This window comes from Cellulomonas sp. NPDC057328 (assembly GCF_042667215.1).
Classification (GTDB): Bacteria; Actinomycetota; Actinomycetes; order Actinomycetales; family Cellulomonadaceae; genus Cellulomonas.
This window is the reverse complement of sequence record NZ_JBHUZW010000055.1, coordinates 1-23498: the sequence shown is the minus strand read 5'-3', so window position 1 is coordinate 23498 and position 23498 is coordinate 1. Positions and strand designations below refer to the sequence as shown.

At 76.8% G+C, this 23498-nt stretch carries 18 protein-coding genes and 3 tRNA genes; 15 read left to right on the top strand and 6 right to left on the bottom strand.

Annotated features, from left to right (window positions below):
* Nucleotides 1-44 precede the first annotated feature (44 nt).
* Complete coding sequence (locus tag ACFUMH_RS11415) at nt 45-908, bottom strand: aminotransferase class IV (protein WP_378204999.1); 864 nt, start codon at nt 906-908, stop codon at nt 45-47.
* A gap of 4 nt (nt 909-912) precedes the next feature.
* Nucleotides 913-2025: a chorismate-binding protein gene (locus tag ACFUMH_RS11410; RefSeq protein WP_378204996.1), complete on the bottom strand. Its 1113-nt coding sequence runs from the start codon at nt 2023-2025 to the stop codon at nt 913-915.
* A gap of 231 nt (nt 2026-2256) precedes the next feature.
* Here ACFUMH_RS11410 and ACFUMH_RS11405 point away from each other — a divergent pair.
* From ACFUMH_RS11405 to ACFUMH_RS11395, 3 genes are all read left to right on the top strand, one after another.
* Nucleotides 2257-2328, top strand: a tRNA-Gly gene (locus ACFUMH_RS11405).
* Nucleotides 2329-2377: 49 nt separating this feature from the next.
* Nucleotides 2378-2448, top strand: a tRNA-Cys gene (locus tag ACFUMH_RS11400).
* A gap of 18 nt (nt 2449-2466) precedes the next feature.
* A tRNA-Val gene (locus ACFUMH_RS11395) sits at nt 2467-2541 on the top strand.
* A 127-nt stretch (nt 2542-2668) separates the two neighbouring features.
* Here the strand turns inward: ACFUMH_RS11395 and ACFUMH_RS11390 are convergent.
* Complete coding sequence (locus ACFUMH_RS11390; protein ID WP_378204993.1) at nt 2669-4036, bottom strand: cytochrome P450; 1368 nt, start codon at nt 4034-4036, stop codon at nt 2669-2671.
* Between the two features lie 297 nt (nt 4037-4333).
* Here ACFUMH_RS11390 and ACFUMH_RS11385 point away from each other — a divergent pair, with 297 nt between their 5' ends.
* Complete coding sequence (locus tag ACFUMH_RS11385; RefSeq protein ID WP_378204989.1) at nt 4334-5641, top strand: acetyl-CoA carboxylase biotin carboxylase subunit family protein; 1308 nt, start codon at nt 4334-4336, stop codon at nt 5639-5641.
* Between the two features lie 69 nt (nt 5642-5710).
* On the opposite strand, the gene ACFUMH_RS11380 is transcribed toward ACFUMH_RS11385, so the two are convergent.
* A complete protein-coding gene (locus ACFUMH_RS11380) occupies nt 5711-6736 on the bottom strand; it encodes a glycosyltransferase family 2 protein (RefSeq protein WP_378204986.1) in 1026 nt (341 codons plus the stop codon).
* A 174-nt stretch (nt 6737-6910) separates the two neighbouring features.
* Here ACFUMH_RS11380 and ACFUMH_RS11375 point away from each other — a divergent pair, with 174 nt between their 5' ends.
* The 4 genes from ACFUMH_RS11375 to ACFUMH_RS11360 all read left to right on the top strand — a co-directional run bounded on the left by ACFUMH_RS11375 (nt 6911) and on the right by ACFUMH_RS11360 (nt 10771).
* Nucleotides 6911-7861 carry a glycosyltransferase family 2 protein gene (locus ACFUMH_RS11375; protein ID WP_378204984.1) on the top strand — a complete coding sequence of 317 codons (951 nt, stop codon included), beginning with the start codon at nt 6911-6913 and terminating at the stop codon, nt 7859-7861.
* Nucleotides 7862-8129: 268 nt separating this feature from the next.
* Nucleotides 8130-8840: a hypothetical protein gene (locus ACFUMH_RS11370; RefSeq protein ID WP_378204981.1), complete on the top strand. Its 711-nt coding sequence runs from the start codon at nt 8130-8132 to the stop codon at nt 8838-8840.
* Nucleotides 8837-10195, top strand: coding sequence for an APC family permease (locus ACFUMH_RS11365; protein ID WP_378204978.1), 1359 nt, complete (start codon nt 8837-8839; stop codon nt 10193-10195). The genes ACFUMH_RS11370 and ACFUMH_RS11365 overlap by 4 nt, the downstream gene beginning before the upstream one ends.
* A 108-nt stretch (nt 10196-10303) precedes the next feature.
* Entirely contained in the window at nt 10304-10771 is a 468-nt protein-coding gene (locus ACFUMH_RS11360) for an SRPBCC family protein (RefSeq protein WP_378204975.1), read from the top strand.
* A gap of 80 nt (nt 10772-10851) precedes the next feature.
* Here ACFUMH_RS11360 and ACFUMH_RS11355 read toward each other — a convergent pair whose 3' ends face one another.
* Together ACFUMH_RS11355 and ACFUMH_RS11350 are read right to left on the bottom strand one after the other, a co-directional pair.
* The gene (locus ACFUMH_RS11355; RefSeq protein WP_378204972.1) at nt 10852-12891 is read right to left on the bottom strand and encodes a thioredoxin domain-containing protein; all 2040 of its coding nucleotides are present in this window, start codon (nt 12889-12891) and stop codon (nt 10852-10854) included.
* A 79-nt stretch (nt 12892-12970) separates the two neighbouring features.
* On the bottom strand, nt 12971-13975 hold the full coding sequence (locus ACFUMH_RS11350; RefSeq protein ID WP_378204969.1) for a cupin domain-containing protein: 1005 nt from the start codon (nt 13973-13975) through the stop codon (nt 12971-12973).
* A gap of 127 nt (nt 13976-14102) precedes the next feature.
* On the opposite strand from ACFUMH_RS11350, the gene ACFUMH_RS11345 reads away from it, so the two are divergent.
* The 7 genes from ACFUMH_RS11345 (at nt 14103) to ACFUMH_RS11315 (ending at nt 23449) form a co-directional block, all read left to right on the top strand.
* Nucleotides 14103-14798: an NAD(P)-dependent oxidoreductase gene (locus tag ACFUMH_RS11345; RefSeq protein WP_378204966.1), complete on the top strand. Its 696-nt coding sequence runs from the start codon at nt 14103-14105 to the stop codon at nt 14796-14798.
* 450 nt (nt 14799-15248) lie between these two features.
* Nucleotides 15249-16952 (top strand): potassium-transporting ATPase subunit KdpA, encoded by a 1704-nt coding sequence (gene kdpA, locus ACFUMH_RS11340; protein WP_378205002.1) that lies wholly within the window; start codon nt 15249-15251, stop codon nt 16950-16952.
* The gene (kdpB, locus tag ACFUMH_RS11335; protein WP_378204963.1) at nt 16949-19069 is read left to right on the top strand and encodes a potassium-transporting ATPase subunit KdpB; all 2121 of its coding nucleotides are present in this window, start codon (nt 16949-16951) and stop codon (nt 19067-19069) included. Before kdpA ends, kdpB begins: the two co-directional genes overlap by 4 nt.
* Nucleotides 19069-19725 carry a potassium-transporting ATPase subunit KdpC gene (kdpC, locus tag ACFUMH_RS11330; RefSeq protein ID WP_378204960.1) on the top strand — a complete coding sequence of 219 codons (657 nt, stop codon included), beginning with the start codon at nt 19069-19071 and terminating at the stop codon, nt 19723-19725. The genes kdpB and kdpC overlap by 1 nt, the downstream gene beginning before the upstream one ends.
* Entirely contained in the window at nt 19722-22352 is a 2631-nt protein-coding gene (locus ACFUMH_RS11325) for a DUF4118 domain-containing protein (RefSeq protein ID WP_378204957.1), read from the top strand. The genes kdpC and ACFUMH_RS11325 overlap by 4 nt, the downstream gene beginning before the upstream one ends.
* Nucleotides 22349-23059 carry a response regulator gene (locus ACFUMH_RS11320; RefSeq protein ID WP_378204954.1) on the top strand — a complete coding sequence of 237 codons (711 nt, stop codon included), beginning with the start codon at nt 22349-22351 and terminating at the stop codon, nt 23057-23059. The genes ACFUMH_RS11325 and ACFUMH_RS11320 overlap by 4 nt, the downstream gene beginning before the upstream one ends.
* 138 nt (nt 23060-23197) lie before the next feature.
* Nucleotides 23198-23449: an acyl carrier protein gene (locus tag ACFUMH_RS11315; protein ID WP_155377502.1), complete on the top strand. Its 252-nt coding sequence runs from the start codon at nt 23198-23200 to the stop codon at nt 23447-23449.
* Nucleotides 23450-23498 lie beyond the last annotated feature (49 nt).

Genomic DNA, 23498 nt, shown 5'->3' with positions numbered 1-23498 from the left:
GGTCCGGGACCGGACGCACGACGCACGGGGCGCGGGCCGACCGGTCAGGGGTCGACGTCGTCGGCGACGCGCGCCTGGAAGAGGCGCTGGGCCTCCAGGGAGAGCGGCCCGGGCGCCAGGTCGACGTCGTCCAGCCGGACGAGCGGCGACACGTTGCGGATCGACCCCGAGAGCGTGAGGTGCGCGCGGCCTGCGGCCACCTCGTCCAGGACCGTCCACGGCAGCTCGTCGGCCGTCGCCTCGCGCACCGGCAGGCCCGCGTCGGCGCCCCACTCCAGGAGCAGCTCGCGCGTGATGCCGGCGAGGCAGCCCGTCGCGAGCGCCGGCGTCAGGAGCTCCCCGCCGACCTCGACGAACACGTTCGAGCCGGTGCCCTCGCAGAGGTCCCCCCGCGTGTTCGCCAGGAGCGCCTCATCGGCACCGGCGGCGTACGCCCGCGCGAGCGCGACCACGTTCTCCGCGTAGGAGGTCGTCTTCAGGCCGGCGACGGCGGAGCGCTCGTTGCGCACCCACGGGACGCGCACCGCACGGGACGTCTCCGCCCGCGCCGCCGGCCCCGCGACGACCACGACGGTCGGCCGCTGCGTGTCCGGTGCCGCACGGTGCGAGCCCATGGGGCCCGGCCCGCCCGTGACGGTGATGCGCAGCCGCCCGGCGTCCGGACCGGCCGCGGCGAGCGTCTCGTCGACGGCGGCCCGGATCGCGTCGACGGGCAGCGGCGGCAGGCCCAGGCCCTGCGCCGAGCGCTCGAGCCGCGCGAGGTGGCGCGTGAGGGCGAACGCGCGCCCCCCGTACACGGCGCACGTCTCGAAGACGCCGTCGCCCACGGTGACGCCGTGGTCGACGGCGGTCAGGACGCGGTCGTCCGGTCCGTGCAGGCGGCCGTCGACCCAGATCACGTGCTCCACGCCGTCATCCTCCCACCGGCTGCCCGGCGTCGGCAGGGCCCGAGGCGAGCCCGACGAGCCGCGCCGCCTTGAGCTCCGTCTCGGCCCACTCGCGCCCCGGGTCACTGTGCCACGTGATGCCGGCGCCCGTGCCGAACCGCAGGACGCCGTCCGCCCACCAGAACGTCCGGATGGCCACCGCCAGCTCGGCGCGCACCTCGCCGTCCTCGCCCACCCGCACCCACCCGACCAGCCCGCAGTACGGACCGCGCGGCACCGTCTCGAGGGCGTCGATGAGGCGCAGGGCCGAGCTCTTCGGGGCGCCCGACACCGACCCGGGCGGGTACGTCGCGTCCAGCACGCGTGCCACGAGGTCGGGCGCCGTGCGCACGTCGTGCTCGAGCGTGCCGGCGACCGTGGACACCAGGTGCACCAGGCCGGGGTGCTCCTCGACGTCGAGCAGGTGCGTGACGCGCACGGTGCCGGGCCGGCACACGCGCTGCAGGTCGTTGCGCACGAGGTCGGTGATCATGACGTTCTCGGCGCGGTCCTTGGCCGTGAGGCCGTCGGGCGTCACGGCCGTGCCCTTGATGGGCGCGGACGTGAGCTCGTCGCCGGCGAGGCGCAGGTACAGCTCGGGCGAGGCCGTGACGACCCAGCAGCCGGGGTCCGCTCCCCCGGCCGGCACGTGCACGCCGCCCGCGTACGGGGCGGGGTTGCCGGCGGCGAGCCGGGCCGCCAGCGCGCCGGCGTCCGGCTCGCCCCCGCGCCCGGCCAGCGGGGCGGCGAGGACGCGGCAGAGGTTGGCCTGGTAGACGTCGCCCTCGCGCACGTGGGCGCGCACGCGCTCCACCGCGGTCACGTAGGCGTCCCGGTCGAGCGAGGAGCGCCACGCGTCGGCCGGCGGTCCGATCCACGCGGAGGCGTCGCCCGCCGGTCCGGCGGCGTCCGGGCCCGTCACGACGTCGGCGAACCGCCACGCGTCCACGCGGCCCTCGAACGTGCCGACGAGCGCCCACCAGCCCGGCGTCGCGAGCGCCGTGGGGTCCGCGCGCACGTCCGCGTGCTCGACGACGCCGCTCGCCCGCACGCCCGCGAACCAGGCCCGCCCGGGGCGCGGGGCAGGGGTCGCGGGCACGGCCACAACCTACCGACGACGGGGTGCGCGAGGCCGCCGCGTCCGGCGCCGGAAGGCCCCTGCCTGCACGGACGCGTCGGTGACCGTTCCACGGGGGTTCGTCCGGGCGCCCACCGGGCGTCACCCGGGACGTGGTCCAGGGCACATCGGAGCCGGTTGGACTCCGGCGTCGAACCTGGTCTAGAGTCTTCGACGCACCCCGGAACGCCGGAAACGGCGGGACGGAGATGTGCGGACGTGGCTCAGTGGTAGAGCATCACCTTGCCAAGGTGAGGGTCGCGGGTTCGAATCCCGTCGTCCGCTCGGAGGATCATCCGCCGGCTTCCCAGCCGTTGTGGACTCCGGTTCCACCGGTGGAGTGGCCGAGAGGCGAGGCAGCGGCCTGCAAAGCCGTACACACGGGTTCGAATCCCGTCTCCACCTCGTAGCAACTCCCCCAGCGGGCGATTGGCGCAGCGGTAGCGCGCTTCCCTGACACGGAAGAGGTCACTGGTTCGAACCCAGTATCGCCCACCAGCACGACAGCAGGTCCGAAGCCGTCACGGAGAGATCCGGGGCGGCTTCTCTGCTGTCCGGGCACCGCGATCGTCCGGACGGTGCAGACGCAGCGCCGGCCGACGACCGACCCTGGACGTGGCGGACGTCACCCTGCCGCGCGGCTCCGCCGCTCCCCCACGACGCGCACCCGGAAGCTCCCCACGGGCCCCGGCGTCGGTGCGGCCCGCCGCCGCAGCACCACGTCACGCGGCCCGAGGGCGAGGTCGAGCCGGTGGAAGACGCGCGCGGCGGTGAGCGTCATGAGCGCGTCGGCGATGCCCTTGCCGAGGCAGGTGTGCGGTCCCTTGCCGAACGGCGCGTACGCCCCCGGGGTCGCGTGCTCGCGGCGCTCGGCCCCGTACCGGTCGACGTCGAAGCGCAGCGGGTCGGGGAACAGCTCGGGCAGGAAGTGCGGCACGGTGACCGCGCAGTACACCGGCTCGCCCTCCCGGATCAGGTGCCCGGCGTACGTGAAGTCGCGGTTGGCCACGCGCGGCTGCGCGACGGCGATCGGGTACAGGCGCATGGTCTCCATGACGGCGCCGTTGGTCGCGGTGAGGCGCTCGAGCGACGCCTCGGTGAGCGGGCCGGAGGCGAAGACCTCGTCGGCCTCGGCGCGGACCCGTGCGAGCACGTCGGGGTGCGCGAGCACGGCGTGCAGGAGGCACCCGAGAGTGTTCGCGACCGTGTCCAGCCCCGCGACGTACGGCCCGGTCAGCGCCAGCACGAGGTCGTTCGCCGCGACGAGACCCGGGTCGGCGTCGTGGGCGTCCATCAGGTCGTCGACGAGCGTCCGCCGGCCGTCGGCGCGGGGGCCCTGCGCCCGGTGCGCGCGGATCATCTCCTCGCCGAGCTCCTGGACCCGCGTGCGCGAGCGCCGGTACACGGGGCTGCGCAGGATGATCTCCGGGCGCTGGCGCGTGACGAGCGCGTTGAGGATGTAGAGGATCGTCGTCCGGATGTCACGCACGTACTCGGTCGGGACGGTGCCGGTCAGCATCGTCCCGAGCTGGCTGGTCACGAGGAACTGCAGCGCCTCGACGACCGGCACCGTGGTCCCGGGCCGCCACGCGCGATCGAGGCACTCGTCGGTGATCGCGACGAGCTCGTCGAACCGGCCGTCGAGCGCCTCGCGCGAGTACCCGTGCCGCATGACCTCGCGCAGGCGCCGGTGCTCCGGACCGTCGACGCCCGTGAGGGTGCGGGTCGCGCCGTACTCGTCGACGAGCCCTTGCCACACCTCGGCGGACCGCAGGTTCGCCTGCCCCTCGCGCGAGCCCATCCACCGCGCGAGCTCCGGGCCGGCGAGCACGGTGAGGGTGCGTCGCAGCGCGCGCACGCGGAACACCGGGCCGTGCTCGGCGTAGCACCGCACGAAGAACGCGGCGGGGTCGGTCGCGAGCTCCTTGACGCTCCCGATGACCGGTGCGCCGGGGACGACGGGGATGGTGTCGACGGTCGTGGACGCGGTCATGGCAGGCCCCCTGGTGGTCGACCGCCCGGCGTCGACGCCGGACGCGCCACGCCCAGCCTCCTCCGACCGCGCCGCGCCCGTCCAGACCCCGGGCACGTCGGGTGCTGGCCTGCCGTGGGCCGGGCGGGAAGGATGTCGCCGTGCCGCTCCTCGCCGACCACCCCGTGCGCCACGTGTCGACCGGGCGTCCCTCGCCGCACGAGACCTCGCGCAGCGGTCCTGGCGTCTTGGAACGTCCCCACCGCGTCCGCGTGCTCGCCGCCGGTCGGTCGTCGGTGCCGTCGTCGGGCGGCAGCGGTGCCTGAGACGTCGACGGGGTCGGCGGACGCCCGCCGGCGCGTTCTCGTGCTCCATTCGCGCCAGCCACTCACGACGGACCCGGCCGCCGCCTTCCCGCGCGACCGGTTCGAGGTCGTCGTCCTCACCGACGCCGACCCCGCGACCGTGCTCCGCGAGGACGTCGACGCGTCGCTCGGGCAGGTCCTGCACGCGGGACGCGAGGAGTGGGAGTCCGTCGTGCGGTCCGCGCAGCCCGCGGAGGTCGTCAGCAACGACGAGTACTGCGTCGTCGAGTGTGCGCGGCTGCGGGCGGCGACGGGCCTGCCCGCACGGCACCCCGCGCACCTCGAGGGGTACCGCGACAAGGTGCTCATGAAGCGTCGGCTCGAGGCCGCAGGCGTCCCGGTCCCGCGGCACATGAGCTTCGAACCCGTCGTCACGTCGGGCCCCGCCGTCGCGGATCGTGTCGTCGCGGCCGTCGGGCTGCCCGCCGTCGTGAAGCCGCGTCGCGAGGCGAACTCGCGCGGCGTCGAGGTGCTGGCCGACGTCGAGGCGGTCCTCGGGTGGCTGGCCCGGCACGACGGCGAGACAGGGTGGCAGGTCGACGAGTTCGTGGCCGGGCCGCTCGGCCACGTGAACGCGCTGGTGCGGCGGGGCGAGGTCCGCCCCGTCCAGGTCGGGCGCTACCTGGGGCCCCTGCTCGGGCTCGACCGCGGCCGGGTGCTGGGCGGGTGGACGCTGCCCGCCGACACCCCGCAGGCCGTGGCGGCGCACGAGCTGAACGGGCGCGTCGTGGACGCACTCGGGTCGGACGGCGAGTTCGTCGTGCACACGGAGTTCGCGACGACGCCCGACGGCCGGCTCGTCGTGCTGGAGACCGCCGCACGCGCTCCCGGTGCGTCCGTCTCGGAGCTCGCGCGCGTGCACGCCGGAGTGCAGCTCGAGGTGGCGCACCTGCAGCTCCAGGCGGGGCTGCCCGTCCCGGAGCCGGACCACTCGCGCGGACGGCACGCCGCCTGGCTGTGGCTGCCGGTGATGCCCGGTCAGCGCTGGGTCGGCACCCCGGAGGCCGTCCGAGGCATCGGGAGCGACGTCGAGGTGCACGTGCGTCGGGCAGGACGCGACGGCAACGCCGACGCGGACGGCCGGCTCGGCGCCGCGGTCCTCCTCACGAACACCGATCCCGACGCGCTCGCGAACGACGTCGACGTCCTGCGCCGCGCGGCGTGGTTCGGCGCAGCGGACGCGTCGGGTGGGCCCTCGAGCGCGCGCGACGACGCGGCGCGTCGGGACGACGGAGCGCACCGCCGCGACGAGGGTGCGTGACCGGCGCGCCGACGCCCCGACGGCGCCCCTCCCGACGGGCCGCAGGCGCGCGGGCTCCTGCTCCGGCCCTCAGCCGTGCCGGCCGCGGCCGGCACGGCGGTCGCGCCCCGTCCGACGTGCGACGAGCAGGCCGGCGACGGTGCCGCGGACGGCGGCGACCGCCGCGCGCGGCGACCGGACGGCGACCCGCGGCGACGCGCGCAGCACCACCTCGAGCGCGTACGCGGCGCTGCGCACGGCCCAGCGCCGGCGGTCGCGCGGCGGGAGGTGCAGCGCGGCGAACAGCATCCGGTTGCGGCAGTTCCAGTAGCAGTACAGCGGCGAGACGCCGCCGCCCTGGGTGCCGCCGACGGTGTGCACGACGCGCAGGTCGTCCCGCACGACCAGGCGCGCGCCGCTCGCGGCCGCCCGCCACGACAGGTCGACGTCCTCCCAGTAGAGGAAGTACCGCTCGTCGAAGCCCCCGATCGCCGTGTAGGTGTCGACGTGCAGCGCGAGGCACGCGCCCGTCAACCAGGGGCGCACGCCCGGGCCGTCCCCGGGACGGGGGCGACGCGTCCGGCCGGCCGCGACGTCGACGACCGCGCCGACGAACGACTCGCGGCCGGACGGCACGACGACGACGGGGCTGACCAGGTCGCCGGGGTGCCGCCGCACGTGCTCGTGCAGCGCACGGGCGTCGTCGACGGTGAGCGTCGCGTCGGGGTTGAGCAGCAGCACGACGTCGCACCCTGCGGCGCGCGCCGCCGCGACGCCCCGGTTGCAGCCGGCGCCGAACCCGTCGTTCGGGGACGGCACGAGCGACCAGCCCCGGTCCGCGGCGAGCGCCGCGGCGGCGCGCCGCTCGGCGGGCCCCGAGTCGTTGTCGACGACCACGACGTGCGCGCCGGCTGCCGTCAGACCGGTCGGCACCCCGGCCGCGACCAGGTCCGACGAGCCGTAGCTGACGACGACCACGGCGAGGCCGTCCAGCGGGCGCCTCGCGTGGGCCGCCGCCCCGCGCCGCCGCACCGGCTCCGTCACGGGCTCCCCCTCCGCCGCCGTCGTCGCGACCGCCGGGACCCCCGCGGCCGGCTCGGCCCACCGTCCGCCCACGGGCTGCACTGCACGGCAACCTACGGGCGGCACCGCACGAACCGGCGACGACGACCGGGTGAAATCAGGACATACCACCGTTTCGCGACTGTCCGGTCGGACGTCCGTCCTCCTAGGGTGAGCGCGCCGGGGGCGGCTGCGCAGCCCCGTCGCGAGGGGGCGAGGTGGTGGTGCGTGGGCACTCCTGTGGTCGTCGCGGTGGCCACCTACCGGCGCCCGCTCCAGCTGGCCGCGCTCCTCGACGCGCTGCTGCGGCAGGTGGACGACGTGCGGCCGCCGGCCCGCGTGCTCGTCGTCGACAACGACCCCGACGGCGGTGCGCGCGCGGTGGCCGAGGCGGTCGCCGGGCTCGGCATCGACTACGTGCGGGAGCCGCGGCCCGGGCTCGCGGCGGTCCGGAACCGGGCGCTCGACGCCGCGGCGGACGTCGGCGCGCGGGCGGTGGTGTTCGTCGACGACGACGAGGTGCCGCAGCCGGGGTGGCTCGCCGCGCTCGTCGCGATGTGGGAGCGCACCGGCGCGGACGCGGTCGCCGGCCCGAGCCGCAAGGTGCTGGCGCCGCCGGTCGACGCGTGGGTGCGCGCGTCGGGGTTCTTCCTGCCGCGTCCGGGGCGGACGCACGGCGCCACGGTCCCCGCGGCGGCGACGCACAACCTGCTGTTCGACCTCGACCGGCTGCGGGACCGGGGTCTGCGCTTCGACGAGCGCTTCGGCCTGACGGGCGGTGAGGACACCATGCTCACGCACGCGCTCACCGCAGCCGGGGGGACGATCCGCTGGTGCGAGGACGCCCTCGTGCTCGACCCCGTGCCGCCCCAGCGCGCGACCCGCGCGTGGGTGCTCGCGCGCGAGCACCGCACCGGCTGCACGTGGAGCGCCGTGCACCTCACCCTGGCGCACGGGGTGCGGGCGGGTGCCGTCGTGCGCCTGCACCTCACCGCGCTCGGTGCGGCGCTCGTCGTCCGCGGAGGCGTGCTCCGGCTGGTCGCCGCGGCCAGCCGGTCCGACGTCACCCGCGCACGGGGCGACCGCGACGTCGCGCGGGGCACCGGCGTGCTGCGCGGCGTGGCGGGCGGCGAGGTCGAGGAGTACGCCCGTCCGGAGCCGGTCCGCTCGGGCCGTTGACGCCGCCCGGCTGCGGCGGCAGAGCCTGCACCGGGACGGCACCGCACGGAGAGTGCGACGTCTGCGACCCGTCCGCCGGCGCTGCCGGCGGCGGTCGGAGGAGCGCCGCCACCGGCGGGTCGGCGCGAGAACGGCGGCGGGCGGTGGACGGCGGGTCGTACGCGGCGACGGGTGCCCGCCGCGCGCCCCGGCCGCACCCTCGCCATGCTGGACCCGCGCCGCGCCCCCGGGTGCGGCGCGTCCACCCGCCCATGTCGAGGGAGTGCCCGTGCCCGTGCCCGACGGTCCCCTGCCCGCCCGTGTCGCCGGCGGTCTCCTGGCGACGCTGTTCGGCCCGCTCGCCGCGCTGCGCCGCGGCCGCCCGCTGCACCCGCGCGGCACCGTCCTCCGCGGGACGCTGCGTCTCGGTGACGACCCCGACGCGCCCGGGGGCGAGCTGCGCTACGCCGGACCGGCGCTCGTACGCGTGTCCCGCTCGGCGGGTCTGCCGCCGGGGCTGCCGGACGTGCACGGCGTCGCGGTGCGGTGGGAGGTCGACGGGCGTCCGCAGGACCTGCTGCTGTCCGGCACGGGCACGGGCCGCGTCACGCGGTTCCTCCTCGCGCCCCGGACGAGCCCGTGGGGCGGCCCGATGGGCTCGCTCATGCCGTTCCGCACCGCCGACGGGCCCGTCGTGCTCGGTGCCGTGCCCGTGCCGGGCGCCCGCGGGGACACCGACCGGCCGGACCTGCGCGTCGACCTCGTGCTGATGTCGGCACGCGCCGGCGGGCCGTGGCAGCGGTGCGGCCGGCTGGTCGCGGACGAGGTCGTCCCCGACCTCGACCTGCGGTTCGACCCGGTCCTGCACGTGCCGGCGCCGTACCGGACGTACGGCTGGGCCGCCGCGCTGCGCCTGCCGGCGTACGCCGCGGCCCGCCGGCACGACCCGCGGCGCCCGGCGCGCGCGACGGGCCGTCCGCCTCGATACTCGGGCGGGTGACCAGCACCGACAGCGGCGCCGAGGCGCCCACCCGCCTGCGGCGGTCCGTCACCGGGCCGCTCCTGTTCCTCTTCATCCTCGGCGACGTGCTCGGCGCCGGGGTGTACGCGCTGGTCGGGGTGATGGCCGACGAGGCCGGCGGCATGGTCTGGCTGCCCCTGCTCGTCGCGCTCGTCATGGCGCTGCTGACGGCCGCGTCCTACGCCGAGCTCGTGACCAAGTACCCGCAGGCCGGCGGCTCGGCCGTCTACGCGCAGCGTGCGTTCCGGCGCCCGCTCGTGTCGTTCCTCGTCGGCTACGCCATGCTCGCCGCGGGCGTGACCTCGGCGGCGGGCCTGTCGCTCGCGTTCGCGGGCGACTACCTCGGCGTCTTCCTCGACGTCCCGGCTGTCCCGGCGGCGATCGTGTTCCTCGCCCTCGTGGCCCTGCTCAACGCGCGCGGCATCAAGGAGTCGATGCGGGCGAACCTCGTCATGACGGCGGTCGAGGTCAGCGGCCTGGTGCTCGTCGTCGTGCTCGGCGCGGTCGTGCTCGGCCGGGGCGAGGGTGACCCGTCGCGGCTCCTGGAGCTGCCGGAGGGGACCTCCGTGGCTGCGGCGACGCTCGGCGGCGCCCTCATCGCGTTCTACTCGTTCGTCGGCTTCGAGACCTCGGCGAACGTCGCCGAGGAGGTGCGGGACGTCCGCCGCGTCTACCCGCGCGCGCTGTTCGGCGCGCTGGTCACCGCCGGCGTCGTCTACCTGCTCGTCGGCGTCGTCGCGCCGGCCGTGGTGGCGCCTGAGGACCTCTCCGCGTCGAGCGGGCCCCTCCTCGAGGTGGTGCGCGCCGCCGGCGGCGTGCCGGTCGAGCTGTTCTCGGTGGTCGCCCTCATCGCCGTCGCGAACGGCGCCCTGCTGACGATGATCATGTCGAGCCGCCTCGCCTACGGCATGGCCGAGGAGGGCCTGCTCCCCCGGCCCCTGGTCCGCGTGCTACCGAACCGGCGCACGCCCGTCGTGGCGATCGTCGTCACGACGCTCGTGGCGATGCTGCTCACCATGACCGGCTCGCTCGAGGACCTCGCGTCGACGGTGGTGCTGCTGCTGCTGTTCGTGTTCCTCAGCACGAACCTCGCCGTGCTGGTGCTGCGGCGCGACCGCGTCGAGCACCCGCACTTCCGCGCGTGGACCGCCCTGCCGGTGCTCGCGATCGGCACGTGCCTCGGCCTCCTGACGCAGCAGGAGGCGCGGCACTGGCTGCTCGCCGGCGTCCTGCTCGCGGTGGGCGTCGTCCTGTACCTCGTGACGCGCCGCAGCTCGAGCGCCACGCCCGTCGAGGACCGTGCCGGCACCGGCGCCGCGGGGTCGAGCTCCTGAGCGCCCCCTGAGCGGAGCCCGGGTCGGCGCCCGCTCGACGCGCGGACCGCGGCGCCCGGACCTAGCGTGGATCACGCACGATCCCCGATCACCTCAGGAGGAGACGGCATGCCCACGATCGAGCAGACGATCGACGTCGACGTCCCCGTGCGCACCGCGTACGACCAGTGGACGCAGTTCGAGGACTTCCCGCACTTCATGAACGGTGTCGAGCAGATCACGCAGATCAGCGACACGATGACCCACTGGAAGACCTCGATCGGGGGTGTCGACCGCGAGTTCGACGCCCAGATCGTCGAGCAGGAGCCCGACCAGGTCGTCGCGTGGCGCAGCGTGGACGGCACGTCCCACGCGGGCCACGTGTCGTTCCAGCAGCTGGGCCCCACGTCGACCCGCGTCACCGTGAAGATCGACTGGGAGGCGGACTCCCTGGTGGAGAAGGTCGGCGCCGCCGTCGGCGCGGACGACCGCCAGGTGAAGAAGGACGTCGAGCGGTTCAAGGAGTTCATCGAGAGCCGCGGCACCGAGACCGGTGCCTGGCGCGGCTCGGTGGAGGGCGGCACGCCGACCGTCTGACCACCCCGCACGCCGACCGGCCCGGCCCCTCCGCGGAGGGTGCCGGGCCGTCGTGCGTCCGCGCCGGTCCCGCGGTGCCGTCAGCCTCGGAGGGCGCGCGCCAGCTCCGCCGGGTCGGTCGTCGGCCGCTCGCAGACGAAGCCCCGGCACACGTACGCGGCGGGGCGGCCGTCGACGAGGGGCCGGTCGCGCAGGAGCTCGGGCGCGTCGTCCGGCAGGTCGGCCGGGTCGCCGAGGGCGACGACGAGGCCGGGGGCCGCCGACGCGAGCGCCGCGCGGTGCAGCGCGCGCGTCCCGGCGTCGTCGGGCGGGCCCACGACCGCGACCTCACGCGGCCCGTCGAGCAGGGCCTCGGCGGCCGCGAGCGCCCACCCCGCGGCGCGCGGGTAGCGCACCGCCAGCTGCAGCGGCACGCGCAGCGCGGCGACGGCGGCCTCGCGGTGCTCGAGGGAGCCCGTGGCCGCGGCGAGCGTCACGAGCGCGGCCGCGGCGGCCGGCTGGCCGCCCGGCGTGGGGCCGTCCGTCGGGTCCTGGGGGCGGCGCAGCGCGCCGAGCACCGCGTCGGTCTCGTCGTCGGCCGTGTCGTAGAACCCGCCCTCCCCGTCGGGGAAGTGCGCGAGGACCGTGGCGAGGAGGCGGCGCGCGCGTGCCGACCACTCCGCCTCGCCCGTGACGGCGGACAGCGCGAGGTACCCCTCGGCGACGTCGGCGTAGTCCTCGAGCACGCCGGGCGCTCCACCGGCGACGCCGTCGCGGGACGTGCGGACGAGCCGGTCGCCGTGGGGCGCGGACCGGGTGTGCAGGTCGGCGAGCAGGCGCGCGCAGCGCCGGGCCGCGTCGACCCAGTCGGGGCGGTCGAGGAGCGCGCCCGCCTCCGCGAGGGCGGCGACGGCGAGGCCGTTCCAGGCGGAGACGACCTTGTCGTCGCGGGCCGGCCGGGGCCGCCGCTCGCGCGCCTCGCGCAGGCGGGCACGCACGGCGTCGAACCGCGCGAGGTCGTCCGGCTCGGCCTGCCGCTGCAGCACGGAGGCGCCGTGCTCGAACGTGCCGGCGTCCGTGACGCCCAGCGCGTCCGCCGCCCAGGCCCCGTCGTCCTCGCCCAGCACCTCGCGCAGCTGCGCGGGCGTCCACACGTAGAAGGCCCCCTCGCGGCCCTCGCTGTCGGCGTCGAGCGCGGAGGCGAACCCGCCCTCGGGGGTGCGGAGCTCGGCGAGGAGCCAGTCGGCGGTCTCCGCGGCGACGCGGCGGTCGAGGGGGTCGCCCGTCAGGCGCCACGCGTGCAGGTGCACCCGCAGGAGCAGCGCGTTGTCGTACAGCATCTTCTCGAAGTGCGGCACGGTCCACGTCGCGTCGACGGCGTAGCGGGCGTACCCGCCGGCGAGCTGGTCGTACATGCCGCCGCGGGCCATGGCGTCGAGCGTGCGGCGGGCCATGGCGAGGGCGTCCGCGTCACCGGTGCGCGCGTGGTGGCGCAGCAGCCACTCGAGGACCATCGACGGCGGGAACTTGGGTGCTCCGCCGAACCCGCCGTCCCGCTCGTCGTAGGTGGCGCCGAGCGCGCCGAGGGCGCGGGCGACGACGCGCTCGTCGACGAGGTCGGGGCCGTCGGCACCGGCCGGCGGCCGGCGGCCGAGGGCGTCGGCGATGCCCGCGGCGCTGCCGACGACCTCGTCGCGACGGGTGCGCCAGGCCGCCGCGAGCGCGGCGAGCACCTCCGGGAAGGACGGCATCTGCTGCACCCGGCGGGGCGGGAAGTACGTGCCGCAGAAGAAGGGCCGGCCGTCGGGGGTCGTGAAGACGGTCATGGGCCAGCCGCCGCTGCCGGTCATCGCCTGCGTGGCGGACATGTAGACGGCGTCGACGTCGGGGCGTTCCTCGCGGTCGACCTTCACGCAGACGAAGTGCTCGTTCATGAAGGCGGCGGTCGCCGGGTCCTCGAAGGACTCGTGCGCCATGACGTGGCACCAGTGGCAGGCGGCGTACCCGACGGAGACGAGCAGCGGCACGTCCCGGCGGCGGGCCTCGGCGAACGCGTCGTCGCCCCACTCCCACCAGTCGACGGGGTTGTCGGCGTGCTGGAGGAGGTACGGGCTGGTGGCGGCGGCGAGTCGGTTCGGCACCCGTCCAGCGTGGGTCAGGGCGGCGCGCGGTGCATCCGGGTGGGCGGGTCGGGTCGCCGGCGCGCGGCGGGTCGTCGCCTCAGGGGGCACCGGCGGCGGCGCGCCGCACCGCGCCGGGCGGGCGCCCGGTCTCGCGGGAGAACGCGCGGCTGAAGGCGGCCTCGGACTCGTACCCGGTCGCGGCGGCGACGCGCGCGACGGTGTCGCCCTGGCGCAGGCGGTCCTCGGCGACGTGCATGCGCCAGCGGGTCACGTAGGTCATCGCGGGCACGCCGGCGACGGCGGTGAAGCGCTCGGCGAAGGCGGACCGGGACAGGGCGGCGTGCCGGGCCAGCGCGGCGACGGTCCACGGCGCCGCCGGGTCGGCGTGCACGGCGGCGACGGCGCGCCCGACGTGCGGGTCGCGCAGCGCGGCGAGCCACCCGGTGGTGTCGTCCTGGGTGTCGAGCCACGCCCGGACCGCCTGCACGACGAGCACGTCGGCCAGGCGCGTGGTGACCGCCTCGCCGCCGGGCCGCGCGTGCTCCACCTCGGCGGTCATGAGCCGCAGCGTGTCGGCCACCCACGGCGAGCGCCCCGCGGGCACGTGCACCACGGGCGGCAGCAGCGCGAGCAGGTGCCGGGACGCGGGTCCGTCGACCGCGAGGATGCCGCAGACCAGCAGCGTGCGCGGTCCCGGGCCGTCGTGGCGCAGCACCGAGTACTGGTCGGTGACGTACTCCTGCGGCAGCGTGTCGACCCGGCCCAGGGACGGCACGCCCGGGGCGCTGCGCAGCACGTGGCCGCGCCCGTGCGGCACCAGCGCGAGGTCACCCGCGCGCAGGTGCACGGACGTGCCGTCGACGTCCACGTGGCACTCCCCCGCCGTGACGACGTGGAAGCTCACGCACGCCCCCAGCGCGGGCATGTCGACCGCCCACGGCGCGGCGGCCTCGGTGCGCGAGTAGAAGAGCCCGGTGACGCGCAGCCGGTGCAGCGCGGCGCCGACCGGGTCGGCGGACGCCCACGGGCCCGGCCCGCCGGGGCCCAGCGGCCCGGGGCCGCCGGCGGGCCGGGCGGGCGGCGCGGGCGCGGTCGTCGTCACGCGCCCATCCTCCTCGCGGCTCTGGACGATCGGCAATGCCCGCGGGACGCCCGACGATTCCGCGTCCGCCGGCCGGCGGCTGGGATGGACGTGTCCGGGCGACGACCCGGGGGCGACGGAGGTCGACATGCGGGTGCTGGTGGTGGGTGCGACGGGCGGGTCCGGGCGCGCGGCGGTGGCCGCGCTGGTGCGGGCGGGGCACGAGGTGACGGCGCTGTCGCGGCACGGCGCGACGCTCGCCGGTCCGCGCGTGCGGGGCGTCGACGGCGACGCGACGGACCCGGCGACGGTGGACGCCCTCGTCGCGGGGCAGGACGCGGTGGTGGTGACGCTGGGCATCAGCGAGCACGCGCTCGCGGTGCGGCTGCGCGGGCCCCGGGGCACGGCCGCGGACGTGCGCTCGCGCGGGACCGCGGTGGTGGTCGACGCGATGCGCCGGCACGGCGTGCGGCGCCTCGTCGTGCAGACGTCGTACGGCGTGGGGACGAGCCGCGCGCGGCTGCCGCTCACGTGGCGGCTGGCGTTCGCGCTGCTGCTCGCGCCGCAGATGGCGGACACGCAGCGGCAGGCGGACCTGGTGCACGCGTCCGGCCTCGACTGGGTCGAGGTGCAGCCCGTGAACCTCACGGACGACGACGTGGCGGTGCCCGCGCACGTCGCGCACGACGACGGCACCGCGTCGATGACGGTCGCGCGGCGGCAGGTCGGCGAGGTGATGGCGTCGGCGGTCGAGGGCGACGACGTCGTCCGCCGGGTGCTCGCGGTGTCGCACGACGCGCGCGGGCGGGTCGGCGGCGGGGAGGCGGTGCCGCGCGCGTCGTGACCGCCCGCCGGGCGTGACCGCGCCCGGGGCCGGAGGCGAGCGCGAGCCGCGCGTCGGGCGCGCCGGCGGCGGGCACGCCGGCGACGCGTCAGGGCTCCGCCAGGACGCGGCGCCGGGGCGTCAAGGGTCCGTCAACGCCGGCGTCGGCGGCCCGGGGCGGGTCCAGCCTGGCGGTGCGTCCCGCACCGGGACGCCGGGCGCGCGCCGCGGTGCGCTCCGACCCGCGGAAGAAGGTGCGTCCCCCCATGGCCGACCTGGCCTACCTCCTCCTGACGGCGGTGCTGCTCACCGCCGTCGCCCTCGTCGCCCGCCGGGCGGACCGGTCGTGAGCCCCGCGGACCTGACCGGGCTGGACCTCGCCGGCGCCGTGGTCGCCGCGGCGCTGCTCGTGTACCTCGTCGTCGACCTCGTCCGCGGCGGTGCCCGGTGAGCGGGTCGGTGAGCGGCGTGGTGAGCGGCTCCGTCGGCGCCGCGGCGACCTCCACCGGGCTCGGCGACGTCCCGGCCGCCGTCCTGCAGGTCGGCGTCGTCGTCCTCGTGCTGGCGGCCGCCCACCTGCCGCTCGGGGCGTGGATGGCGCGCGTGTTCACCTCCGACCGGCACCTGGCCGGCGAGCGGCTGCTCTACCGCGCGGTGCGGGTCGACCCCGACGCCGAGCAGCGCTGGAGCACCTACCTGCTGTCGGTGCTCGGCTTCTCGGGCGCGAGCATCGTCCTGCTGTACGGGCTCGCCCGCCTGCAGGAGCACCTGCCGTGGTCGCTCGACCGCACCGGCTTCGACCCGGCGGGTGCGTGGAACACGGCCGTCTCCTTCGTGACGAACACGAACTGGCAGTGGTACTCGGGCGAGTCCGCGGCGGGGCACCTGCTGCAGACGACAGGCCTCGCGGTGCAGAACTTCGTCTCGGCCGCCGTGGGCCTCGCCGTCGCGGTCGCGCTCGTCCGCGGGTTCGCGCGGGCCGGCACCGACGCGCGCCTCGGCAACTTCTGGGCCGACCTCGTGCGCGGGTGCGTGCGGGTCCTGCTGCCGCTCGCGGCCGTGGGCGCGCTGGCGCTCGTCGTCGCGGGCGTCGTGCAGAACCTCGCCGGTCCGACCGGGATGACGACGCTCACCGGCGGCGCGCAGCACGCCCTCGGCGGTCCGGTCGCGTCGCAGGAGGCGATCAAGCAGCTCGGCACGAACGGTGGCGGCTTCTTCAACGCGAACACCGCGCACCCGCTCGAGGGCCCGACGCCGTGGGCGGCGACGCTCCAGGTCGTCCTCCTGCTCCTGATCCCGTCCGCGCTGCCGCGCACGTTCGGGCTCATGGTCGGCGACCGCCGCCAGGGCTGGGCCGTGCTCGCCACGATGACGACGCTGTGGGCCGGCGCGGTCGCGCTGCTCACGTGGGCTGAGCTCGCGGGACCGGGCAGCGTCCCGCAGGCCGCCGGCGCCGCGATGGAGGGCAAGGAGGTGCGGTTCGGCGAGGCGCTGTCGGCGCTGTTCGCGGCGTCCACCACGGGCACGTCGACCGGCGCCGTCGCCGCGACGCACGACTCGCTCACCGCTCCCGGCGGCGGCGTGACGCTGCTGCTCATGCTGCTCGGCGAGGTGGCACCCGGCGGCGTCGGCACCGGCCTGTACGGGCTACTGACGCTCGCGATCCTCACCGTCTTCCTCGCCGGCCTCATGGTCGGCCGCACGCCGGAGTACCTCGGCAAGAAGATCGGCCGGCAGGAGATCACGCTCGTCGCGTTCTCCGTGCTCACGATGCCGGCGCTCGTGCTGCTCGGCACCGCGCTCGCCGCGTCCGTGCCGGCCGGCGTCGCGGGCGTGCACGAGGCCGGTCCGCACGGGCTGTCCGAGATGCTCTACGCCGTCACGTCGGCCGCGAACAACAACGGCTCGGCGTTCGGCGGGCTCACGTCCGGCACACCGTTCTGGAACACGCTGCTGGGCGTCGCCATGCTCCTCGGCCGGTTCGTGCCCATCGCGGTCGCGCTCGCCCTCGCCGGGCGGCTCGCGTCCCAGCGCACGGTGCCCGCCGGCCGCGGCACGCTCCCGACGCACGACCGCCTGTTCGTCGGCCTCCTCGTCGCCGTCACGCTCGTCGTGGTCGCGCTGACGTTCGTCCCCGTCCTGTCCCTCGGCCCCGTCGTGGAGTCGCTGTCATGAGCACCACCCTGTCCCCCGCCCCCGCGCCCACGGCGTCCGCCTCCCGCAGCGGCGCCGCGCCGCAGCGCACCGGCCTGACGCCCCGCCAGCTGCTCGGCGCCCTGCCCGGCGGCCTGCGCGGGCTCGACCCGCGGCGCCTGCGCCGCGAGCCCGTCCTGCTCGTCACCGAGGTCGGCGCGCTCGCGACGACCGTCCTGGCGGTGCTCGACCCGTCGCTGTTCGCGTGGTCCGTGGCCGCCTGGCTGTGGGTCACCGTGCTCGCCGCGACGACCGCGGAGTCCGTCGCGGAGGGACGCGGACGCGCGCAGGCCGCGAGCCTGCGCGCGACGCAGCGCACGACCACCGCCCACCGCGTCGACGACCCGACGGCGTCGCTCGCCGACGCCGCGACCACCGAGGTCCCGTCCTCGTCGCTGCACGTCGGCGACCTCGTCGTCGTCACGGCCGGGCAGACGATCCCGGGCGACGGCGACGTGGTGGAGGGCGTCGCGAGCGTCGACGAGTCCGCGATCACGGGCGAGTCCGCGCCCGTGATCCGCGAGTCCGGCGGCGACCGCTCCGCCGTCACGGGCGGCACGGTCGTGCTGTCCGACCGGATCGTCGTGCGCGTCACCGCCGAGCCCGGGAGGACGTTCGTCGACCGGATGATCGCGCTCGTCGAGGGCTCCTCCCGGCAGCGGACGCCGAACGAGGTCGCGCTGCACGTGCTGCTCAGCGCGCTGACGATCGTGTTCCTGCTGGCGGTGGTGACGCTGCAGCCCTTCGCGGCGTACTCCGGCGCCCGGCAGCCGCTCGTCGTGCTGGTCGCGCTCCTCGTCTGCCTCATCCCGACGACGATCGGCGGCCTGCTCTCGGCCATCGGCATCGCCGGCATGGACCGCCTCGTGCGGCGCAACGTGCTCGCGATGTCCGGCCGCGCGGTCGAGGCCGCGGGTGACGTCGGCGTCCTGCTGCTCGACAAGACGGGCACCATCACGCTCGGCAACCGCCAGGCCGCCGACCTCCTGCCGGCCGCGGGCGTCGAGGCCGCCGACCTCGCGGACGCCGCCCAGCTGTCGTCCATGGCCGACGAGACCCCCGAGGGACGCTCCGTCCTCGTGCTCGTCCAGGAGCGGTTCGGGCTCCGCGAGCGCGCGACCGGCGAGCTCGTCGGGTCCGTCCTCGTGCCGTTCACGGCGACCACCCGCATGAGCGGCATCGACCTCGACGGCGGCGCGCGGCAGGTCCGCAAGGGCGCCGCCGCGGCGGTCGGGCACTGGGTACGCGGCACCGGCGGTCACCTCGGCGACGACGTGGCAGCGACCGTCGACGCCATCTCGGCCTCCGGCGGCACGCCGCTGGTCGTCGCGGAGCGCCGCGGCGCGGGCCCGGCCCGCGTGCTCGGCGTGATCCACCTCAAGGACGTCGTCAAGCCGGGCATGCGCGCCCGGTTCGACGCGCTGCGCGCCATGGGCATCCGCACGGTCATGGTGACGGGCGACAACCCGCTCACGGCCCGGGCGATCGGCGCCGAGGCCGGCGTCGACGACGTGCTCGCCGAGGCGACGCCGGAGGACAAGCTCGCGCTCATCCGGCGCGAGCAGGCCGCCGGGCACCTGGTCGCGATGGCCGGCGACGGGACCAACGACGCGCCGGCGCTCGCGCAGGCCGACGTCGGCGTCGCGATGAACACCGGCACGACCGCCGCCAAGGAGGCGGGGAACATGGTCGACCTCGACTCCGACCCGACCAAGCTCATCGAGGTCGTCGAGATCGGCAAGCAGCTGCTCATCACCCGCGGCGCCCTGACCACGTTCTCCATCGCCAACGACGTCGCGAAGTACTTCGCGATCCTGCCGGCGATGTTCGTCACGGCGTTCCCGCAGCTCGACGGGCTGAACGTCATGCGGCTCGCGAGCCCGGAGTCGGCGATCCTCTCCGCGGTCGTGTTCAACGCGCTCGTCATCGTCGCCCTCCTGCCGCTCGCGCTGCGCGGCGTCCGGTACACGCCGGGCTCCGCGTCCGCCCTGCTGCGGCGCAACCTGCTGGTCTACGGCGTCGGCGGCCTCGTGGCCCCGTTCGTCGGGATCACGCTCATCGACCGCCTCCTCGTCCTCCTCCTCCCCGGGATCGCCTGATGCCCACGACCACCGTCCCCACGCCCACCCGCGCCCCGTCGGCCGGGTCGACCGTCGCCGCCCTCGCGCGGCACGCCCTCGCCGGCCTGCGCGTCCTGCTCGCCCTGACCGTCGTGCTCGGCGTCGCGTACCCGCTCGCCGTCACGGGCGTCGCCGCCGTCGCGCTGCCGTGGCAGGCGCGCGGCTCGCTCGTCACGGCCGACGGCGCGCGCACGACCGACCCCGACGAGGCCGTCGGCTCGCTGCTCGTCGGCCAGGCGGTGGACGGCGACGGCTGGTTCCGGCCGCGGCCGTCGGCGGCCGGCGACGGGTACGACACGCTGGCGTCGGCCGGCTCGAACCTCGGCCCCGAGAGCCCGGACCTGCTCGCGGCCGTCGAGCAGCGCCGGGCGGAGGTCGCGGCGCGCGAGGACGTGGACCCGGCGCTCGTCCCGCCGGACGCGCTGACGGGCTCCGCGTCGGGCCTCGACCCCGACGTCTCCCCCGCGTACGCGCACCTGCAGGTCGCGCGGGTGGCGCGGGAGAACGGCCTGGAGCCGTCCGACGTCGCGGCGCTCGTCGACCGCACCACGGTGGGCCGCGACCTCGGGGTCCTCGGCGAGCCGCGGGTCAACGTCCTCCGTCTCAACCTGGCGCTGCGGACAATGACCTCGTGACGTCCGACCCCGGCACTCCCCCCACGGCGCAGCCGCCCACGGCCGCACCGGCCCCCGGGGCCGCGACGGACACCCGTCGCGGCCCCCGGCGCGGCCGGCTCACCGTGTACCTCGGCGCCGCGCCCGGCGTCGGCAAGACGTACGCGATGCTCGACGAGGCGCACCGACGCCTCGCGCGCGGCACCGACGTCGTCGTGGGGCTCGTCGAGACGCACGGCCGCGGCGGCACGGCGCACCAGCTCGACGGGCTGGAGGTCGTGCCGCGGCGCGCGGTCGCGCACCGCGGCGCCGCGCTCGAGGAGCTGGACGTCGACGCCGTGCTCGCGCGCGCGCCGCAGGTGGTCCTCGTCGACGAGCTCGCGCACACCAACGCGCCCGGCTCGCGGCACCCGAAGCGCTGGCAGGACGTGCACGACCTGCTCGCCGCGGGCGTCGACGTGCTCACCACCGTCAACGTGCAGCACCTGGAGTCGCTCAACGACGACGTCGAGGCCATCACGGGCGTCCGCCAGCGCGAGACCGTCCCCGACGCGGTCGTGCGCGAGGCGGACCAGGTGCAGCTCGTCGACCTGCCGCCCGAGGCGCTGCGCCGCCGCCTCGCGCACGGCAACGTGTACCGGGCCGAGCAGGTCGACGCCTCGCTCGCCTCGTACTTCCGCGTCGGCAACCTGACGGCGCTGCGCGAGCTCGCGCTGCTGTGGCTCGCGGACCGCGTCGACGACTCGCTGACGACCTACCGCCGCGACCACCGCATCGAGCAGTCCTGGCCGGCGCGCGAGCGCGTCGTCGTGGCGGTCACGGGTGGGCCGGAGAGCGACACGCTGCTGCGCCGCGGCGCCCGCATCGCGCAGCGCGCCGCCGGCTCCGAGCTGCTCGCCGTGCACGTGCTCGCCACGGACGGCCTGCCGAGCGCCCGCCCGGCGCGCCTCGCGGAGCAGCGCCGGCTCGTCGAGGAGCTCGGCGGCACGTTCCACACCGTCGTCGGCGAGGACGTCGCGACCGCGCTCGTCGAGTTCGCGCGCGGCGTCAACGCGACGATGGTCGTCGTCGGGCTCTCGCGCCGGCCGCGCTGGCGCGAGGTCCTCACCGACTCGCACGCGACATCGGTGGCCCGGCTCGCGGGCTCCATCGACGTGCACCTCGTCACGCACGAGCAGGCACGCGGGAGCGGCCGCACGCGCCGGCGCCGCTCCCCGCTGTCCCGCCGCCGCCGGGTCACCGGCGCGCTGCTCGGGCTGGTCGGGCCGCTCCTGCTCACGGTCGTGCTCGACGGCATGCGCGACGTGCTCGGGCTGACGAGCGACCTGATGCTGTACCTCGCGCTCACGGTCGTCGTCGCGCTCGTCGGCGGCCTGTGGCCCGCGATCGCGTGCGCGGTGCTCGGGCAGCTGCTCGCGAACTGGTTCTTCACGCGGCCGACCGGGCGGTTCACGATCGCCGACCCGGAGAACGCGCTCGCCCTCGGGGTGTTCGTGCTCGTCGCGGCCGCCGTCGCGTCGGTCGTCGACCTGGCGGCGCGACGCACCGCCGAGGCCTACCGCGCCCGCGCCGAGGCGTCCGCCCTCGCCGCCGTCTCCCGGTCCGTGCTGTCCGGGCAGGACACCGCCGCCGCGCTCGTCGCCCGCCTGCGCGAGACGTTCACGCTCGCGTCGGTCGCCCTGCTCGAGCGGGGCGACGACGGGTGGCGGCCCATCGCCGCCGACGGCGGGGCGCCGCCCGCCGCACCGGACGACGCCGACGCGGTGCTCACGGTCGACGACCACCGCGTCCTCGCGCTCACCGGCCGCACGCTCGCGGCCGGCGACCGACGCGTGCTCGAGGCGTTCGCGTCGCAGGTCGGCGTGCTGCTCGAGCAGGAGCGGCTGCGCGGTCAGGCGGCGCAGGCGGCCGCGCTGGAGCAGGCCGACGCCACGCGGACCGCCCTGCTCGCGGCCGTGTCGCACGACCTGCGCACCCCGCTCGCCACGATCCGCGCCTCCGTCGACGCCCTCACCGCCGCCGACCTCGACCTGAGCGCGCAGGACCGCACCGACCTCGTCGGCACGCTCGCCGACGCCACCGCCCGGCTCGAGCGCCTCATCGACAACCTCCTCGACCTCTCGCGCCTGCAGACCGGCGCGGTGCGGGCCGTGCTGCGCCCGACGAGCCTCGACGAGGTCGTGCCGCTCGCGCTCGAGCAGCACGCGCCCGGGCAGGTGCGGCTCCAGGTGCCGGAGGACCTGCCGCTCGTCTCGACGGACCCCGGCCTGCTCGAGCGCGTGGTGGCGAACCTCGTCTCCAACGCGGTGCGGTACGCGCCGCCGGGCGCGCCCGTGGCCGTGACGGCCGACGTGGTGCGCCACGAGGTGGTGCTGCGCGTCGTCGACACCGGCCCCGGCGTGGCGGACGCGGCGAAGGAGCACCTGTTCGCCCCCTTCCAGCGGCTCGGCGACACGTCGGGCGGCGGGCTCGGCCTGGGGCTGGCCGTCGCGGACGGTCTCGCCCGGGCGGTCGGGGCGCGGCTCACCGCCGAGGACACCCCGGGCGGAGGCCTGACCATGGCCGTGCAGGTGCCGCTCGCGGCACCAGCCGACAGGTCGTCCGCGGCCACGTCGTCCGGGGACGGGCTGGCAGGGTGGGCGTCGTGACCGCCGACCCGACACCGCGCGCCGCCGGTGCGCGCGTCCTCGTCGTCGACGACGAGCCCGGGCTCGCGCAGGCGCTCGCCATCACGCTGCGCGCCTCCGGGTGGGACGTGCGCACCGCGCAGGACGGCACGTCCGCCATCGCGGCCGCCGCCGAGCACCTGCCGGACGTCGTGCTGCTCGACCTGGGCCTGCCCGACATGGGCGGCGTCGACGTCATCCGCGCCCTGCGCGGGTGGACGCAGGTCCCGGTCGTCGTGCTGTCGGCGCGCCAGCACGGCGAGGACAAGGTCGAGGCGCTCGACGCGGGTGCGGACGACTACGTGACGAAGCCGTTCGCGATGGACGAGCTGCTGGCCCGCCTGCGCGCCGCGGTGCGGCGGGGCGCCCGGACGGACGGCGCGGACGACGCCGTCGTCGAGGCCGGACGCCTGACCGTCGACCTCGCGCGCCGGCGGGTCCTGCGGGACGGCGCCGAGGTGCGGTTGACGCCCACCGAGTGGTCCATGCTCGAGGTGCTCGTCCGCCACCGCGGCCGCCTCGTCACGCGCGGCCAGCTCCTGCAGGAGGTGTGGGGGCCGGCGTACCACGACGAGACGCACTACCTCCGGGTCTACTCCGCCCAGCTGCGCCGCAAGCTCGAGGACGACCCGTCGCACCCGCGGCACATCCTCACCAGCCCCGGCATGGGCTACACGTTCGAGGTGTGACGCGCGTCTCCGCCGCCGGTTGCGGCGGGCGCCGGCGCTCGTAGCGTGGACGTCGCGCGGTCCAGCACGGGCCGTGCGCAGGCACCCGCCCCGCGCGGCGCGAGACGCACCGCGCGGGCCGACCGCAGGGAGGCACCCATGGCGACAGGCGAGACCGGCTTCGACGACGTCACCTTCGACCTCATCTCCGTGCAGTACCACTCGCTCAAGGCGGGGCACGACTACGGGCAGTACGTGCGCGACGCCCGCAACGCGGGCAAGGAGGAGATCGCCGCGTTCTTCGAGCAGGTGATGCGGGAGGACTCCGAGCGCGCGCAGCGCTGCCACCAGTTCCTCGGCGAGCTGACGCAGCACGGCACGGACGCGACGTCGCCGCAGGGCGACGCCTGACCGGGCGACGCGCCGCGACCCGGCCCCGTCACGCACGCGGGCCGGGTCC

What these genes read in the sequence shown, in the direction of transcription:
- ACFUMH_RS11390 (WP_378204993.1), bottom strand. Translation starts at nt 4,036, where the DNA reads ATGACCGCGTCCACGACCGTCGACACCATCCCCGTCGTCCCCGGCGCA.
- ACFUMH_RS11360 (WP_378204975.1), top strand. Translation starts at nt 10,304, where the DNA reads ATGCCCACGATCGAGCAGACGATCGACGTCGACGTCCCCGTGCGCACC.
- ACFUMH_RS11345 (WP_378204966.1), top strand. Translation starts at nt 14,103, where the DNA reads ATGCGGGTGCTGGTGGTGGGTGCGACGGGCGGGTCCGGGCGCGCGGCG.
- kdpB (WP_378204963.1), top strand. Translation starts at nt 16,949, where the DNA reads ATGAGCACCACCCTGTCCCCCGCCCCCGCGCCCACGGCGTCCGCCTCC.
- kdpC (WP_378204960.1), top strand. Translation starts at nt 19,069, where the DNA reads ATGCCCACGACCACCGTCCCCACGCCCACCCGCGCCCCGTCGGCCGGG.
- ACFUMH_RS11315 (WP_155377502.1), top strand. Translation starts at nt 23,198, where the DNA reads ATGGCGACAGGCGAGACCGGCTTCGACGACGTCACCTTCGACCTCATC.